The organism is Acetanaerobacterium sp. MSJ-12 (assembly GCF_018917875.1).
GTDB classification, from domain to species: Bacteria; Bacillota; Clostridia; order Oscillospirales; family Ruminococcaceae; genus Bittarella; species Bittarella massiliensis.
This window is the reverse complement of record NZ_JAHLPK010000003.1, coordinates 52,972-69,870: the sequence shown is the minus strand read 5'-3', so window position 1 is coordinate 69,870 and position 16,899 is coordinate 52,972. Positions and strand designations below refer to the sequence as shown.

Annotated in this window: 13 protein-coding genes; 10 read left to right on the top strand and 3 right to left on the bottom strand. The window is 65.0% G+C overall.

Annotated elements, in window-relative coordinates; translation table 11 throughout:
* Positions 1-25 precede the first annotated feature (25 nt).
* A complete protein-coding gene (locus tag KQI11_RS04015; protein WP_216401172.1) occupies positions 26-1,015 on the bottom strand; it encodes a Gfo/Idh/MocA family protein in 990 nt (329 codons plus the stop codon).
* Between the two features lie 438 nt (positions 1,016-1,453).
* Between KQI11_RS04015 and KQI11_RS04010 the strand changes: the two genes are divergently transcribed.
* Positions 1,454-2,011 carry a DUF4364 family protein gene (locus KQI11_RS04010; protein ID WP_021659745.1) on the top strand — a complete coding sequence of 186 codons (558 nt, stop codon included), beginning with the start codon at positions 1,454-1,456 and terminating at the stop codon, positions 2,009-2,011.
* A gap of 70 nt (positions 2,012-2,081) precedes the next feature.
* Here KQI11_RS04010 and KQI11_RS04005 read toward each other — a convergent pair whose 3' ends face one another.
* Positions 2,082-2,522 carry a metal-dependent transcriptional regulator gene (locus tag KQI11_RS04005; RefSeq protein WP_185915256.1) on the bottom strand — a complete coding sequence of 147 codons (441 nt, stop codon included), beginning with the start codon at positions 2,520-2,522 and terminating at the stop codon, positions 2,082-2,084.
* 143 nt (positions 2,523-2,665) lie between these two features.
* Between KQI11_RS04005 and KQI11_RS04000 the strand changes: the two genes are divergently transcribed.
* The 7 genes from KQI11_RS04000 to KQI11_RS03970 all read left to right on the top strand — a co-directional run bounded on the left by KQI11_RS04000 (position 2,666) and on the right by KQI11_RS03970 (position 13,129).
* A complete protein-coding gene (locus tag KQI11_RS04000) occupies positions 2,666-2,944 on the top strand; it encodes a FeoA family protein (protein WP_185915257.1) in 279 nt (92 codons plus the stop codon).
* A 110-nt stretch (positions 2,945-3,054) separates the two neighbouring features.
* Positions 3,055-5,205, top strand: coding sequence for a ferrous iron transport protein B (gene feoB / locus KQI11_RS03995; RefSeq protein ID WP_216401171.1), 2,151 nt, complete (start codon positions 3,055-3,057; stop codon positions 5,203-5,205).
* A gap of 545 nt (positions 5,206-5,750) precedes the next feature.
* Entirely contained in the window at positions 5,751-7,715 is a 1,965-nt protein-coding gene (locus KQI11_RS03990; RefSeq protein ID WP_216401170.1) for an alpha-amylase family glycosyl hydrolase, read from the top strand.
* 54 nt (positions 7,716-7,769) lie between these two features.
* On the top strand, positions 7,770-8,027 hold the full coding sequence (locus KQI11_RS03985; protein WP_216401169.1) for a hypothetical protein: 258 nt from the start codon (positions 7,770-7,772) through the stop codon (positions 8,025-8,027).
* A gap of 388 nt (positions 8,028-8,415) precedes the next feature.
* On the top strand, positions 8,416-9,387 hold the full coding sequence (locus KQI11_RS03980) for an AAA family ATPase (RefSeq protein ID WP_185915261.1): 972 nt from the start codon (positions 8,416-8,418) through the stop codon (positions 9,385-9,387).
* 12 nt (positions 9,388-9,399) lie between these two features.
* Positions 9,400-10,569 carry a DUF58 domain-containing protein gene (locus tag KQI11_RS03975; protein WP_185915262.1) on the top strand — a complete coding sequence of 390 codons (1,170 nt, stop codon included), beginning with the start codon at positions 9,400-9,402 and terminating at the stop codon, positions 10,567-10,569.
* A 13-nt stretch (positions 10,570-10,582) separates the two neighbouring features.
* On the top strand, positions 10,583-13,129 hold the full coding sequence (locus tag KQI11_RS03970) for a transglutaminase-like domain-containing protein (RefSeq protein WP_216401168.1): 2,547 nt from the start codon (positions 10,583-10,585) through the stop codon (positions 13,127-13,129).
* 79 nt (positions 13,130-13,208) lie between these two features.
* Here KQI11_RS03970 and KQI11_RS03965 read toward each other — a convergent pair whose 3' ends face one another.
* Positions 13,209-13,961 (bottom strand): GNAT family N-acetyltransferase, encoded by a 753-nt coding sequence (locus KQI11_RS03965; RefSeq protein WP_216401167.1) that lies wholly within the window; start codon positions 13,959-13,961, stop codon positions 13,209-13,211.
* Between the two features lie 737 nt (positions 13,962-14,698).
* Between KQI11_RS03965 and rlmD the strand changes: the two genes are divergently transcribed.
* Both rlmD and KQI11_RS03955 read left to right on the top strand, forming a co-directional pair.
* Complete coding sequence (rlmD, locus tag KQI11_RS03960; RefSeq protein WP_185915265.1) at positions 14,699-16,069, top strand: 23S rRNA (uracil(1939)-C(5))-methyltransferase RlmD; 1,371 nt, start codon at positions 14,699-14,701, stop codon at positions 16,067-16,069.
* 419 nt (positions 16,070-16,488) lie between these two features.
* Positions 16,489-16,869 carry a hypothetical protein gene (locus KQI11_RS03955; protein WP_216401166.1) on the top strand — a complete coding sequence of 127 codons (381 nt, stop codon included), beginning with the start codon at positions 16,489-16,491 and terminating at the stop codon, positions 16,867-16,869.
* Positions 16,870-16,899: the final 30 nt, after the last annotated feature.

Below are 16,899 nucleotides of genomic sequence, written 5' to 3'. Positions count from 1 at the left end.
ACACTCCCCGCGGCCCTCTCTCTTTTTACCCCTCCAGGGCAGCCAGCGCCTGCTCGCAGAGCCGGGCGGTCAGGATGTTGTCCCGGCCGCTGGTGAGGGGCTCCTCCCCCGCCTCGCAGCAGCGAAAGAAGTGCTCCACCTCCCCGGCAAACCCCCGCAGCCAGAGGTCCCGCTCGGTCCCCGAGGCCGGGCCCATGCCCGGCGTCCAGAGGCAGTCCCCCTCGCTCACATCCGCCCAGGGGCGGGGGGAGGCGGCGCTCCGGTGGAGGCGCAGTTCGCAGAGGTCCCTGGCCGCCACAAACCCCTCTTCACAGGTGACGCAGACCCACTCTGTCTCCCGGGTCCAGGCGCTCCGGTTTTCCAGGGAGAGGCTCCCCACCGCGCCGCTGGCAAAGCGGAGGGTCAGGGCGTAGGAACTCCCCTTTCCGCCCGAGCGGACGGCCGAGACCTCCTCCACCTCCCCCATCAGGTAGCGCAGCAAGTCCAGATAGTGGATGGCCACGGCAAAGAAGAAGTCGCGGTCGGTCCTGCAAAAGGCCGAGGCGTCCACCGCAAAGGCCGCCTGCACCGAGCAGGGGCCGCCCAGCTCCCCCCGCGAGAGGCAGTCTTTCAGCCGGCGGTAGACCGGGGCGTAGCGCTTCATAAAGGCCACCATCAGCTGCCGGTCCCCCCGCCTCTCCACCTCGATCTGGCGGGCCTCCTCCTCGCCAAAGCCCAGGGGCTTTTCCACCAGCACCGACTTGCCCGCCCGCAGGCAGTCACGGACGATGGCCGGCGCGCTCTCCCCCTGGGTGATGACCGCCACCCGCGAGCACTCCTCCCGGGCGAGCATCTCCCGGTAGTCGCCGTAGGCCCGCCCTCCCGGGAAGCCCCACCGCTCCAGGGCCTGGCGGGAGCGCTCGGCATTGCGGGTGGCCACCGCCGCCACCTCTCCCCCCGCCAGCAAAATGGACGGGTAGATGTTGGCCCGGGCATGCCGGCCCGCGCCGACGATGCAAATTGCTCTCTCGTTCACTGTAACTCCCCCTCTCTTTTCCTCCATTGTAGGGCATCGGCGCAGAGAAAACAATCGCCCGCTTTCTATTTTCGGGTTTTGTGGTATAATAACCACGAAGTAACTATTATAATGGGATTGTCAGGCAGCTGTACAAACACTATTTGCTCCCCTGCCTCACAGCCAAACCCCGCCGCGCGCTTTCCCCCTGCGGCAGAACAGCTACGAAGCGACGTCCTGCTGGGGATGGCCGGGCAAGATGCGCAGATGCCCTACTCCTACCCGCGCCCCGTGCTCCCCCTTTCCCGCACCCTCTCCCCCCGCGGCACTGCCATCAAAGCGGCCATCTCCCCACCCGGTCGGACGCGCAGTCCCCGCCCCCCCCCGCCCTGCGGCCAGACGGCCGCATCCAAACGCCATCAAGCCCTTCTACCCAAAACGGCAATCCGGAGGTCCCCCATGAACAAGAACAACGCATTCATCCACGGCATCATCCCCGGCGGGCTCACCACCACCAATGAGATTCGGGTGCTGGTCTGCTGGCTGGCCTCCCGCCAGCCGGAGGGGGTGCCCCAAAATCTCCTCATCGACAGCCTGACCCTCGAAGGGCTGGCCAACTACTTTGAAATCACCGCCGCCATCTCCGCCCTGCTGGAAAACGGCCAGGTCGTCCTCGAGGACGACTGCGTCAAGCTGGACGGGGAGGGCCGTCGCGCCGCCGCGCTGCTGGGGGACGAGATCCCCCCCGCCGTGCGGGAGAAAGCCGCCGCCGCCCTCGACCGGATGGTGGACCTGGCCAAGAACAAGAGCGAGACCGACGTGCAGATCATCAAGGTCAGCGACGGCTACGTCGTCCGCTGCAGCGTGCTGGACATCGGCACCGACCTCTTTTCCGTCTCCCTCTTTGCCCCCACCCGGGAACAGGCCGAGGGGATCCGAGACCACTTCCTGCAGGACCCAGGGCGGCTCTACCAGTACAACCTCTTCCTCCTCACCGGGGAGGACTACACCGAATAGGCGGGACTTTCCTTTCAAAAGGGCCCGGCGGTCAAAACCGCCGGGCCCTTTTTGGCGCGCAGAGGGGGCGTCACTCGGTGTAGCCCCACTCCCCCTCCATCCGCTCGACAAGGGATTTCAGGTTGGCCACCGTCTCTCGGGAGAGAAAGTGCTCCACCCGCTCCACCTGCTCCAACTGGTGCGAAGAGCGGTTGAGAAGGCAGAAAAAGCGGGCCAGCAGCTGGTGGCGCTGCAGGAGATAGCGCCCCTCCTCCTCCCCCTTGGGGGTGAGGGTGACCACCCCGTATCGCTCAAAGGCCACCAGCCCCGCCCCCCGCAGCCGCCCCACCATCTTGGAGGCGGAGGAGGGCTTGACGTTCAGCCGCTCGGCCAGGGCCCCCACCCGCGCAAACCCCTCCGCCGCGCAGAGCCGGGCAATCATTTCCAGGTAATCCTCCATAGAAGCGGAGAGCGCAGGGGGATTTTTGAGCGCATAGCCGCTGAGGGTGTAAAAATCGATGTCGCTGTCCATCGGCGCACCTCCCGGTCCCTGTCACCTTTTTTCCCGCCGGCCAATAAGATAGGGGCAGGAAAGAGAGTTTCCTCAAACCAACTTATACCTATTCGGCCGGCGGCCACAATTATGCCGCCCGCCTTGTCAAAGGAGAGAGCACCATGAACTCCGTTCAAGACATAGCCCGTCTGGGCGCCCTGAAAGAGGGGCAGACCGCCCGCGTCAAAGACATCCTGCAGGAGGGCACCATGCGCCGGCGCTTACAGGACATCGGCATCATCGAGGGCACCCGCATCAAGTGCCTGCAAAAGAGCTTCTGGGGCGACCCGGTGGCCTACCTCATCCGGGGCGCGGTCATCGCCCTGCGGGAGGAGGACAGCGACCAGATTCTGGTGGAGACCGTCGGCCTTCACCGCGGCACAGAGGGGCTCAAGAGCTAGCCTCCCTCCCCGGCCCCGATCGGGGCGCCGGGGTACATAGATGCGGCGGCCAGAAGCCCTTTTTGCCCGCCGCCTTTTCCTGCAAACCGCAAAAGAGGAGCTGATATTTCATGGGATTAACCGCGCACTCCACCGGCATGGGGGCCGTGGACCAGGGGCTGCAGATCGCCCGCCGCGCCCCCGGCGACCGGGTGATCGCCCTGGCAGGCAACCCCAACGTGGGCAAGAGCACCGTCTTCAACGAACTGACCGGCCTCAACCAGCACACCGGCAACTGGCCGGGCAAGACGGTGGCCACCGCCCAGGGCACCCATACATATGAGGGGACCGACTACATCCTGGTCGACCTGCCAGGCACCTACTCCCTGCTGGCCCACTCGGCCGAGGAGGAGGTGGCCCGCGACTTCATCTGCTTTGGCGGGGCCGACGGGGTGGCCGTGGTCTGCGACGCCACCTGCCTGGAGCGAAATCTCAACCTGGTCTTGCAGACCATCGAGATCACCCCCAACGTGGTGGTCTGCGTCAACTTGATGGACGAGGCCAAGAAAAAGCAGATCGACATCGACCTGGAGCAGCTCTCGCGCAATCTGGGGGTCCCGGTGGTGGGGGCCGCCGCCCGCAGCGGCAAAGGGCTGCGGGAGCTGATGGAGGCCCTCTCGTCGGTCACCCACGAGGGGCGCCCCACCCCGCCCGACCCCATCCGCTACACCGCCCCCATCGAGGCGGCCATCGCCTCCCTGCAGCCCCTGCTGGAAGGGAGGCTGGCGGGCAAACTCTCCTCCCGCTGGGTGGCCCTCAAACTGCTGGACCAGGACGACAGCCTCACCGCCTCCCTGCGCACCCACCTGGGCTTTGACCCCCTGGCCGACCCCGCCGTCGCCGCGGCGCTGGACGGAGCCCGGACCCGGCTGGCCGCCGAGGGGATCACCCCGGAAGGGTTGCGGGACCGGGTGGCCGCCGCCATCGTCCTCGCCGCCGAGGGCGCCTGCGCCGACAGCGTCACCCTGCGCCGGGCCGAGAGCCGGGACCGGGACCGCAGGATCGACGCGGTCCTCACCAACAAGTGGACCGGTATCCCCATCATGCTGGCCCTGTTGGCGGCGGTGTTCTGGCTCACCATCACCGGGGCCAACTACCCCTCCCAGTGGCTCTCGGACGCCCTGTTCTGGGTGCAGGACCGGCTGACCGACCTCTTTGTCTACCTGCACGCCCCCGACTGGCTGCACGGCGCGCTGGTGCTGGGGGTCTACCGGGTGCTGGCCTGGGTGGTCTCGGTGATGCTGCCGCCCATGGCCATCTTCTTCCCCCTCTTCACCCTGCTGGAGGACTTCGGCTACCTCCCCCGGGTGGCCTTCAACCTGGACCACCAGTTCAAAAAGGCCTGCGCCTGCGGCAAACAGGCCCTGACCATGTGCATGGGCTTTGGCTGCAACGCCGCCGGGATCGTGGGCTGCCGCATCATCGACTCCCCGCGGGAGCGGCTCATCGCCATCATCACCAACAACTTCGTCCCCTGCAACGGCCGCTTCCCCACCCTGATCTCCATCATCACCATGTTCTTTGTGGGGGCCGCCGGGGGCGCCCTCTCCACCGGGTTGTCGGCGGTGGTCTTGCTGGGGGTCATCGTCCTGGGGGTGGTCATGACCTTCTGGATCTCCCGGCTCCTCTCCCACACCATCCTCAAGGGGGTGCCCTCCTCCTTCACCCTGGAACTGCCCCCCTACCGCCGCCCCCAGATCGGCAAGGTGCTGGTGCGCTCGGTCCTCGACCGCACCCTCTTCGTGCTGGGCCGGGCCGTGGCGGTGGCCGCCCCGGCGGGCCTTCTCATCTGGCTGATGGCCAACATCCAGGTGGGGGATGCCAGCGTCCTCCTCCACTGCGCCCACTTCCTGGACCCCTTCGCCCACCTGTTGGGGATGGACGGGGTCATCCTCATGGCCTTCATCCTGGGCTTCCCGGCCAACGAGATCGTGGTGCCCATCATCATCATGGCCTACATGGCCACCGGCAGCCTCACCGACATGTCAAACCTCTTCGCCCTCAAAGACCTGCTGGTGCAAAACGGGTGGACCTGGCTCACCGCCGTCTGCACCATGCTCTTTTGCCTGATGCACTGGCCCTGCTCCACCACCTGTCTCACCATCGGCAAGGAGACCAAAAGCCTCAAGTGGACGGCCATCTCCTTCGCCGTCCCCACCCTGGTGGGGATGCTCGTCTGCTTCACCGTGGCCACCGCTGCCCGGCTGCTGGGGTTGGCCTGACCGACACGCCAAAAAAGCGCCCCGGGCACCAAATCTGCCTGGGGCGCTCCCCCTTTTTGCTATCTCCCCGCCTTCCAGCGGCTGCGCGCCAGCAGGGCAAGGGCAAGGACAACCGCCCCCACGCCGGCGGCCGCCAGAACGGGGGCGCCGCTGGGAGTAGTCCACGGTCAGCTCCCCCGCAAAGCGGACCTGGGCGCTGTGCTGGCGGCGGCTCTCCCATCTCACAGCACCCCTTTTTTCACACAGTCTACCCGGCAATTCTCAACTTTTTATCAATTTCGCGGGCAGCCCCCGCTATCTTTGTAAAGGGGAGGGGGACAGGCCCTCCTCCCCCCACGAGTATAGCACATCTCCCCCCTCTCGCCAAAGGGAGCATTTGTACCAATTGACAGACAATGGATTCAAATATCGTGAAATATGTGCAAACTGTACTGATTTCGTTGACCTTTGTCTGTGTTTGCTATACAGTAGAGAAAAAGGGGAGAACTCTCTCTCCCCGCGGTGAGAGGGGGCGCCCTCCCCTCTCTTGACAAGGAGTGACCGCTGTGAAAAACAGATTGAAATTGCTCGAGATCGACCCCCTTCTCGCCCCGTTTGAGGGGGATATCCGCCTGCGGGACGAGCGGTACCGCGGCGTCAAAAAACAGCTGCTGGGCGGCGGGGACAGCCTCTCCGACTTCGCCAACGGCAGCCTCTACTACGGCTTTCACCCCACCGAAGACGGCTGGGTCTACCGGGAGTGGGCCCCCCACGCCGAGGAAGTGCACCTCTTTGGCGACTTTAACGGCTGGGATCGGGAAGCCCACCCCTGCCGCAAACTGGAAAACGGCAACTGGGAGCTGCGGGTCAAGGGCCCCATCCCCCACCAGTCGGAGGTCAAGGTGCAGATCACGGCCGACGGCACCTTCTTTGACCGCATCCCCCTCTACGTGCGCCGGGCGGTGCAGGACCCCCTCACCTTCGGCTTCAACGGGCAGATCTGGTGGCCCGACGAGCCCTTTGTCTGGACCGACGGCGACTTTGTGCGCCGGCGGGACACCCCGCCCCTCATCTACGAGTGCCACGTGGGGATGGCCGGGGAGGAGCCCAAAGTCTCCTCCTTCCGGGAGTTCACCGAGACCGTCCTCCCCCGGGTCAAGCGGCTGGGCTACAACACGGTGCAGCTGATGGCGGTGATGGAGCACCCCTACTACGCCTCCTTCGGCTACCAGATCTCCAACTTCTTTGCCGTCTCCTCCCGGCTGGGCACGCCGGAGGACCTGAAGGCGCTCATCAACACCGCCCACGGGATGGGGATCGCCGTCTTTTTGGACCTGGTGCACTCCCACGCGGCCAAAAACACCGCCGAGGGGATCGCCGCCTTCGACGGCACCGAGTACCAGTTTTTCCACGCCGGGCCCCAGGGGGACCACCCCGCCTGGAACACCAAGCTCTTTGACTACGGCAAGCCCCAGGTGCTCCACTTCCTCCTCTCCAATTTAAAATACTGGCTCACCGAGTACCACTTCGACGGCTTCCGCTTCGACGGGGTCACCTCCATGCTCTACCACGACCACGGCCTGGGGGAGAGCTTTGACTCCTATCAAAAATACTTCAGCATGAACACCGACGTGGAGGCGGTCACCTACCTGCAGCTGGCAAACGACCTCATCCGCGAGGTCTCGCCGAACGCCGTCACCGTCGCCGAGGACATGAGCGGGATGCCGGGGATGTGCGTCCCCATCGCCGACGGGGGCATCGGTTTTGACTACCGCCTCTCCATGGGGGTGCCCGACTTCTGGATCAAGACCCTCAAGTCCCAGAGAGACGAGGACTGGGACCTGGGCAAGATGTGGTTTGAACTCACCACCCGCCGCCCGCAGGAGAAAAACATCGGCTACTGCGAGAGCCACGACCAGGCCATGGTGGGGGACAAGACCCTCATCTTCTGGCTGGCGGACGCGGAGATGTATTGGCACATGGACCTGAACTCCCACAGCGACGTCATCGAGCGGGCCATCGCCCTGCACAAGATGATCCGGCTGGTGACCTTCTCCCTGGCGGGGGAGGGCTACCTCAACTTCATGGGCAACGAGTTTGGGCACCCCGAGTGGATCGACATGCCCCGGGAGGGCAACGGCAACAGCTACCAGTACGCCCGCCGCCAGTGGAGCCTGGCCGACAGCCCCTTCCTGCGCTACCAGCACCTGCAGGCCTTTGACATGGCCATGATCGACCTGCAAAACAGCGGCAACCTGCTGGGGGCCCCCTCCAACCTGCAAAAACTCAGCCACAACCGCAAACTGCTGGTCTACCGCCGGGGCGACTACCTCTTCGCCCTCAACTTTCACCCCGTGAACGACTGCAAGACCAAGCTCCCCCCGCCCGAGAAGGGCCGGGTCTGGCAGCCGGTGCTCCACACCGCCGAAACGCGCTTTGGCGGCTGGATGGAGAGCGGCGACATCCCCCCCGCCGGGCCGGAGCCCCTCTTCCTCCCCCGCCGCAGCGGGGTGGTCTACAAACTGTCGTGACTGCGATCCGGCCGGCACAGCAGCCGGCCGGCCGTGAGAAAGGAGCGCGATTTCATGAAAAAATCGGTCAAACAGCCCGCCGGGCTGGTCAAGTCCTCCAAGTCCATCGCCCGCTCGCTGGCCTTTGTGGGCTCGGTCGTCTCGGTGGGGGCGGTGGCGGTCTCCGCGGTGGGCGGCCTCTTTGCCTACAAACTCTACCGCACCCTCTCCGCCGCGCAGAAAGCCCTCCCCAAAATGGAGCGGGCGGCGGAGCTCTACATCGCCCAGAGCGCCCGGGAGGGGGAAGACGCCTCCCCCCGGCGCAACCCGTAACTGCAAAACGCCCCTTCCGCCCCGCCGGGTCGCCCCCGGCGGGGCGTTTTTTTCCCCTCTCTCCTCCCCCGCCACTCGGAGTGCACTCGGACAGGGGACCGTTTCTTCCAATCTTTTCAAAACAGGCTGCATGAACTTTGAGGGTTTATTTTGTGCACCTTTTATAGCCGCCCCTCCTGCTCTCCCCTCTTCCCGCTCTCTCGGCCCGCCCGGGGAGCGGGTTTGTCCCCTTTTTGCCATCCCGGGGGAAAGGGGGACAAATTTCGACAACCGCTTTGTGAAAACAAAATAAAAGAATTGCCACCGCTCCCTCCACCGTGTAAAATATTGATAGATTGTGTGTTTTTCAAAGGCCACCCAAGAGATTAGAATGCGGAGGAATGGGAAGATGAATCGCGATTATGTCTACAAGTCCCAGGACATTGTCAACGAGGTAAAAAAAGCCGTGATCGGCAAAGACGACGTGGTCACCAAGGTCATGCTTGCAGTGCTGGCCCGTGGCCACGTTTTGTTGGAGGACATCCCCGGCGTGGGCAAGACCACCCTGGCGGTGGCCTTCTCCAAGGCCATGAACCTGAATTACAATCGGGTGCAGTTCACCCCCGACGTCATGCCCTCGGACGTGACCGGCTTCTCCATCTACGACAAGGAAAAGCAGGAGTTTGTCTACAAGCCCGGCGCGGCCATGTGCAACCTCTTTTTGGCCGACGAGATCAACCGCACCTCCTCCAAGACCCAGTCGGCCCTGCTGGAGGTGATGGAGGAGGGCAGCATCACCGTAGACGGGGTCACCCGCCAGACCCCCCGGCCCTTTGTGGTCATCGCCACCGAAAACCCCATCGGCTCGGTGGGCACCCAGCTGCTGCCCGAGTCGCAGCTCGACCGCTTTGCCGTCTGCCTCACCATGGGCTACCCCGACGCGGAGAGCGAGCTGAACATCCTGCGCGACCGCAAGGGCCACAACCCCCTCGACGACATCGAGCCCATCGCCGACGGCGAGGAGATCATGGCCATGCAAAACGAGGTGGACGAGGTGCACGTGCACGACGACATCTACCGCTACATCACCGAGATCGCCGCCGCCACCCGCAACCACCCCGACCTGCGGCTGGGCCTCAGCCCCCGCGGCACCCTGGCGGTGGCCAAGATGGCCCGCGCCAACGCCTACTACCTGGGGCGCGAGTACGTGGTGCCCGACGACGTGCGCGCCGTGCTCAAGGCCACGGCCGGGCACCGGGTGCTGCTCACCTCCAAGGCGGGGGTGGCCGGGCTGACCGGCGGCGACATCCTGGAGAAGATCCTCGGGGAGATCGAGCCCCCCTCCATCCAGCAGCCGACCCGCGCCCGGCGGGATCGCTAGGGGCTGGGCGCCATGTGGTTTCGCAAATGCGTCTACGGCCTGCTGGTGGTGGGAATGGCCCTCTTCTCGGTCTTTTACAAGGACTACCTCTCCTACCTGACCTTTGCCATCACCCTGCTGCTGCCGCTGCTGCTCTACATCCTGCTGCGGGTGGCGGTGCGCTACACCAAGATCTCCCTGGCCTGCGAGCACTACTCGGTGGTGGCGGGGGACTTGCAGATACTGCACATCAAGGCGCGGGTGCGCTCCTTTCTGCCGGTGTCCGAGTGCCGGGTGACCCTGGTCTGCCGGCACCAGTACTACGGGGGGGAAGACGTGCAGACGGTGGTCTTTCCCCTCTTCCCCCTCAACCGGCAGGACTTCACCTTCCCCATCCGGGCCCTCTACGACGGCAACGCCGTCATCGAGGTGCGCTCCATCGTCTACTTCGACGCCTTTAAACTCTGGAAGCGCCGGGCCAAAGAGCTGCCCGACCCGGTGCCCTTCACCGTGATGCCGGTGATCTATGAAATCGAGTCCAATATGGCCCAGCGCCACGCCCTGGGCGAGAGCGACACCTTCGACCAAAACCGCTTCGGCGACGACTACTCCGAGACCTTCGGCATCCGCGACTACCAGCCGGGCGACAAGCTGCAGCGCATCCACTGGAAGCTGACGGCCTCGCAGGGCCGGTTCATGGTGCGCCAGGGCAGCTACCCCCTGCAAAACGCCCCCCTGCTGCTGCTCGAACTCTGGGCCGACCCCAGCCGCCCCCGCTATAAAAAGGAGTTGAGCGCCGCCCTGGACGCCTGCGCCTCCCTCTCCTTCTACCTGCTGGACCAGGTGGGGGAACACCAGCTCTGCTGGTGCGACGAGAGCGGTCTGCACCGCTACCCCGTCCGGGCGGAGGAGGAGGTGCTCGACGCTCTGCAACAGGTCTTTGGCGCCAAGCCCTACGCCGACCGGCCGCACATGCTGCAGGACCACTACCTCGACCAGCTGGCGGGGACCGAGCCCTACGCCTTCTACGTCACCCCGAACCTGACGGAGGAGGTGGCCAAGGACGACCGGCTGCGCAGCTTTGGCGACAGCTTCACCATCTTCTATACCAACCCCGACGGGGGGGAACAGGCCCAGGGGCCGGGGCTGGTGCCCATCGACCCCGACCAGGTGGGCGCGAGCCTGCAAAATCTAATGCTGTAAGGAGGGCCCTGTCTTGTCAAAAAAATTCGCTTCTCGCGCGCCCTCCCGGCGCAAGGACGTCGAGCCCGGGCAGAACAGCGGCCTCTTCTTTCAGGAGGGCGCCTCCCTCGCCTTCCGCTGGGAGGTCCCGGGCTTCAGCTATTTTGCCACCATCGTGCTGGCCTTTCTCTGCCTGCTGGGCTTTGCCAGCACCTTCTCGACCATCTACAAAATCGACCAGTCCCACTCCAACTTGATGTTGGGGGTGGCGGTCTTCCCCCTGCTCTTCGGGCTCATCTACTTCAACAAGCACACCACCCGCATCGGCCTCCCCATCGCCTTTGCCGGCTTTGCCGGGGTCTGTGTCTGGATGGGGGACCGCCTGATCCCCAGCGCCTACATGGCCTACAACGCCCTGGCGGCGCGGATCAACACCCGCATCCCCACCGAGCTGCCCTACGTCTCCTACTCCTTTGCCGAGACCGACAGCTCCGACCTCTGTTTCATGCTGGTCTTCTTCCTCCTCTCCGCCGGCATCTGCTGGTTCATCCTCCGCCGGCCCAGCCTGCCCATGGTGCTGCTCTTGAGCTTCCCCGTCATCGAGGTGGGGATGTTCGTGGGGCTGGTGCCCGCCTACTTCTCCTTTTTGCTGCTGGTGGCGGCCTATGCCGGCATCGGCGCCATGCAGGTGGTGCGCCAGCGCCGGGGGGAGGGGGAGTTTATCCGCCCCAAAAAGAAAAAGGACGTCCTCTTCTACAACGGCAGCCACCGCAAGTGGCTCTCGATGATCGTCTCGGTCATCCTGATCGCCGCCGTCTGCCTGAGCATGGGCGGGGCCACCGCCCTGCTCACCCCGGCCCTCTACGACTCGACGGCGGTGCAGAACTTCCGCGACGACATGGCCGAGGCGCTGGAGGACTTCCCCCTCAGCGGCAATTTCGGGGGCGCTTCCGGCGGGCTGACCGGCGGCAAGCTCTACGAGGTGGACGGCCTGCGCTACACCGGTCAGACGGCCCTGCGGGTCACCGGCCCCTATTTTGGCGACACCTTCTACCTGCGGGGCTTTGTGGGGGGCGAGTACATCGGCACCGCCTGGCTCCCCGCCGACATGGCCAGGGAGACCCAGCTCACCCAGGAGATGTACGACGCCTTTGAGGCCAGCGGCAGCCACCCCCAAAACCTGCAGGGGGAGACCGTCTCCCTGGCCCGCAAGGCCTTCAGCGGCCAGGTGAAGCGCAGCGTCCTCTCCCGCGTGAAAATCGAAAACCGGGGCGCCAATTCCGATTACACCTACACCCCCTACAACAGCCTTTTCAGCGAGGACAACGTCACCTTCTCGGGGGAGGCAAACGTCTCGGTCAAGAGCAAAAAGCGCAAGTACGAGTTCGACTACTTTGCCCTGCCCAGCATGTTGGAGGTGGGGAGCCTGCGCCACGACGCCGCCTCGGCCAGCGACGACCCCTTCGGTTACATCGAGCTCCTCTCTGTCTACGAGAACTATGTCCACCAGGTCTACACCGAGCTGCCCGACAAAGGGCTCTCCAGCATCCGCACCGCCTGCACCCCCGAAAAGTACCAGGAGCTGGGCGGGCTCGAGGGGTACTCCAAATACGTCCGCACCCTGCTGCAGTCGAACAAGATCTACGACATGAACCCGGGCAAGGTGCCCGAGGGCGAGGACTTCATCACCTACTTCTACGACCAGATGGACGGCGGCTTCTGCGTCCACTACGCCTCCGCGGCAGTGGCCATGTTCCGGGCCGCCGGCGTCCCCGCCCGGTATGTGGAGGGGTACCTGGTCAAGGGCGACACCTTCTCCAGCGGCAAGGACGCGGGGGACCAGCTGGTCTACGACATCAGCGGCGAGGCCATCTCCAACCCCGCCCGCCAGGTGGATGTGCTGGATTACAGCGCCCATGCCTGGGCCGAGGTCTATGTGGACGGCTACGGCTGGATCCCCATGGAGATGACCACCACCTTCCGCGACCCCTACGACGGGTACAGCTATCCCCTCCTCTCGGGCGACCGCTCCCCACTGGAGAGCGAGGGCGACCCCAAGGGGGAGGAGAATGTGGGCGGGGTGGACGGCCCCCAGACCATGCAGGAGAAGTTCCTGGGCTTCCGCTTCGGGGACACCTGGCTCGGCCGGCTCCCCCTCTACCTGATGATTCCCCTCTTTGTGGGGGCGCTGCTCGCCCTCTTCCTCGCCGCCCTCCTCCTGCGCGCCGGCATCGTCCGCGCCAGGCGCGCCAGCCGGTACCGCCGGGCCGACGACACCCAGAAGGTCTTACTCGACTACGGGCGGCTGGAGCGGGTGCTGCGCTACCTGGGCGAGGGCAACCGACAGCATCTGCCGGTGGACGAGTACGCCGCCTCCCTGCAGATCCGCCACCTGACGGTGCACGAGGGCGACTTCGCCAAGGCCCTGGAACTGGCGCAGAAAGCCCGCTTCTCCAAGGGCGGCTGCACCGCCGAGGAGCGCCGGTGGATGGAGGCGTTTGTGGCGCATTTCAGCAAACGGGTGTACAAAGACCTGTCGCTGCCTAAACAGTTCTCCTTCCGCCTGATCCACCTCAACTAGACCCCACCTGCCGATCACAACACAGGGAGGGGGCGCGGCTCATTTGAGCCGCGCCCCCTCCCTCTCTCTTTTGTGCCGGTCACCGCCTGCACATCCTCTGCAGCTGGGCGGTGTCCAGCAGGTTCACCGTCTGAAAGACCCCCTTGTAAAAGACGGCCCAGTTGTTGAACGCGCAGGGCAGCTCCTTGGCCTTTTGCAGGCTGTCCACCTGGATGAGGGACACCGGCAGGCCGTTTTCGCGGCAGTAGGCCTCCACCCGCTCCACGCTCCTCGCAACGTAGGGGCACTGCATGTCGTAGTAGACGGTCAGCTCCTCGCCCTCGATGCGCTCCCTCTTGGCGTTTGGCGCAAAGGAGGGCGCCGTCCCGTCAAAGGAGAGGGCCAGCAATTCGTACCCGCTGGCGGTGGTGTCCACCACCTCAAAGCCAACCCCCTTGGCGAAGGCCTGGTCGAAGAGCCAGGACTTCTGCTTGCTCGCCCCGAGCATGCAGACGCCGGAGCGCCCCCTTTTCCGGGCGTCTGCCAGGCAGTACTCCATCAGGGCGCGCCCGTACCCCTTGCCCCGGTGGGCGCCGGTGACCCACAGGCAGTACAGGTAGTCGTAGTTTTCGCCGACCACCGGGACCCAGGCCGTCTCCAGGGGCGCGTACTCGATGAAGACGGTGGCCTTTGCCTCGTCCAGCTTGCGAAAGACGTGCCCCTCCTTCAGCCGCTGTGCGAGCCACTGCCGCTTCGCCTCCACCCCCGGGTGGACCACCTTGCTGCGAATGATGCAGCACAGGTGCTCGTCGGCGAGGTTTTCCTCCGTTAAATTGATAAAACGCCCTTCCATCTGCGCCCCTCCCCCTTCTCTCGCCGGCCCATCCCTCTCCGGGCGGGCCGGTCTCTTTTGACCAGAATAGCACATCTGCCCTCCCTCCTCAACCCGACTCTCCCCCTTTTTCGACAGGGCGCACAGACAGGCCGGTGCCCTGTGCGCGATTTTATGGTATAATAGCTTTTGTATAGCCGTGAAGCCGGGGCCACCGGGCAGACACACAAATCGCCTCTGTCCCTCGCCCCATGGCCAACACCGCTGCGCACTTTGCACTTGTGGGCTCCTCTGTCCCAGCGCGCCCGCGGATCCGGGGCGGCCGGGCAGCTGGGACAGCCGGGCAGTTATGCGAATCGCATTTGCTCTACATCCCAAGGCCAACTCCAACCCCACCTCGCGTTTGTCGCTCCTGTCCTCCCCCGCCGCAGCGCGCCCGCGGATCCGGGGCGGCCGTGAAGCCGGGACAGCCGGGCAGTTGCGCAAACCGCATTTGCTCCCTGTCCCAAGGCCAATCCCACCCCGCGCTTGTCGCTTGTGGTATAATGGCCTTAAATGACCTTAAACAAACTTTGTCGGCTTTCCCGCCCCGGGGCAGATGGGACTGTTCCCCCCTGCTCCCCTCGCGGGGGCGGCCTCCCTCCCCGCAGGGAGGAGCGCCGCCAAGGGCCATTCTCTTTCCCGCCCCCGCGACCAGTCTCTTTTTGGGGGGCACACATCATCGGGCCCCGGCCCGCCACAATGGGGTATTGACTGAAATGTTAAAGAAAAACGACGAACTGGAACTGCTCATCACCGGCACCACCCACGACGGCAGCGGGGTGGGCCGGCATGAGGGCTTTGCCCTCTTTGTGCCCGGCGCCATCGAGGGGGAGCGGGTGCAGGTGCGGGTGCTCAAGCTGCTGAAAAACTACGGCTTTGCCCGGCTGCTGGCGGTGCTTGAGCCCAGCCCCGACCGGATCGACAGCGACTGCTCCCTCTGGCCCCGCTGCGGGGGGTGTGTCTACCGGCAGATGACCTACCGCAAGGAGCTGTCCATCAAGACGGCGGCGGTGGAGAGCTGCCTGAAAAAGGGGGCGGGGATGGAGCGCACCCTCCCCCCCTGCCTGCCCAGCCCCCGGCGGGAGGGGTACCGCAACAAGTGCCAGCTCCCGGTCGGCCTCGACCGGGAGGGGCGGGTGGTCTGCGGCTATTACGGCAAAAACAGCCACCGCATCGTCCCCCTGCAGAGCTGTTCCCTCCACCCCCCCGTCTTTGACCGGATCGCCGCTTGCTTCTGCCGCTTTTTGGAGAGCCACAAGATTTCGGTCTACAGCGAGGAAAACCAGCGCGGGCTGGTGCGCCACCTCTGCCTGCGCCTGGCCCAAAAGACCGGGCAGATCATGGTGACGGTGGTCATCAACGGGGAGCGGCTGCCCCACAGCGGCCAGCTGGTGGACGCCCTCACCCACCAGTTCCCCGACATCCGCAGCATCCATCTCAACCACAACCGCCGGGCCACCAACGTGATCATGGGGCAGGCGTGCACCCTCCTCTGGGGGGAGGAGCGGATCGTGGACGAGCTCTGCGGCATCCGCCTTGCCCTCTCCCCCCTCTCCTTCTACCAGGTCAACCGGGACGCGGCGGAGACCCTCTACACCCTCGCCGCCAAGATGGCCCAGCTGAGCCGAGAGGATATCCTCCTCGACCTCTACTGCGGGGTGGGCTCCATCGGCCTGACCATGGCCGGCCAGGTCAAAGAGGTGTACGGGGTGGAGGTCGTCCCCGCCGCGGTGGAGGACGCCCGGAAAAACGCCGCCCTAAACGGCATCGAAAACGCCCAGTTTTTCTGCGGCGACTGCAAAGAGGCGGTGGACTACTTTGCCCAAAACGGCATCTCCCCCACCGCGGTGGTCCTGGACCCGCCCCGCAAGGGCTGCGATGTCCACGTCATCGACGAGGTGGCCCGTCTCGCCCCCGACCGGGTGGTGATGATCTCCTGCAATCCGGCCACCATGGCCCGGGACGTGGCCCTCTTTGCCGAGCGGGGCTACGCCGCCCAGCAGATACAGCCGGTGGACCTCTTCCCCCGCACCGCCCACGTGGAGACGGTGGTGCTGCTGACCCAAAACAGCCAGGGGGCAAAATAGGGGTTTCTCCAGCTGTCCACCGCCTCGCTCCACCCGCGACCGATCCACCGCCAAACGAAGGGGGCCCGCCCCCTTCGTTTTTTGTATCTCCGCGCAGTCCAGTCGGATTGCGCCAGCGAGCCCGGCGCAGGGGGGAAAGCGGGTCATCCCATCGCCCTTTGACTTTTGAAAAATCTCTTTGGAGGAGCCTTTCCCCCTCTCCCCGCCAGCAGCGGGGTCGCTTTCGCTCAAAATTCCGGCCTGGTTTTTAGCCCCTTTCCCGCAGTAAAAAATTTCCCCTCTTTCGCGGCGCAATAACTCCAAAACGCCGGAGCTTATGGTATAATTTAAAGGCGAGATAAAAGTGCGCCGACACCTCTGCGCGCACCATCCATTTCAGCAAATGCCAGAGCGCGGAATTTACAAAGCGAGGGAACGTTATGAAGTCACTGCGGAAACTATGCACCGGGGCGTCAGCGGTCGCGCTGTCGCTTCTCATCTTTGCCGGCACTGTGCCGCTGCACACCTTTGCGTCAGACCCCGTGCAGGTCTCTGTCACATCCCAGGTGCAGGCAGAGTACCGTGTCCCCACGGGGACCGCTCTCGAGGAGATCGGCCTGCCCGACTCTCTGCAAATTGCCCCGAAAGCCGAGGGCGGCGCGGCCCCAAACACCGCGCCGGAAGAGGCCGCCCCCAACAGCGGCACAGCGGCCGGGGTGACATGGGTGGGGGACTACGACCCGAACACAGCGGGGACTTACCGCCTGACCGCCACCTTTCTGAACGGCACCTACACCGCCGACAATATGCCGGCGGTGTAGGTGATTTCCAGCGCTCCCCAAAAAACAGGC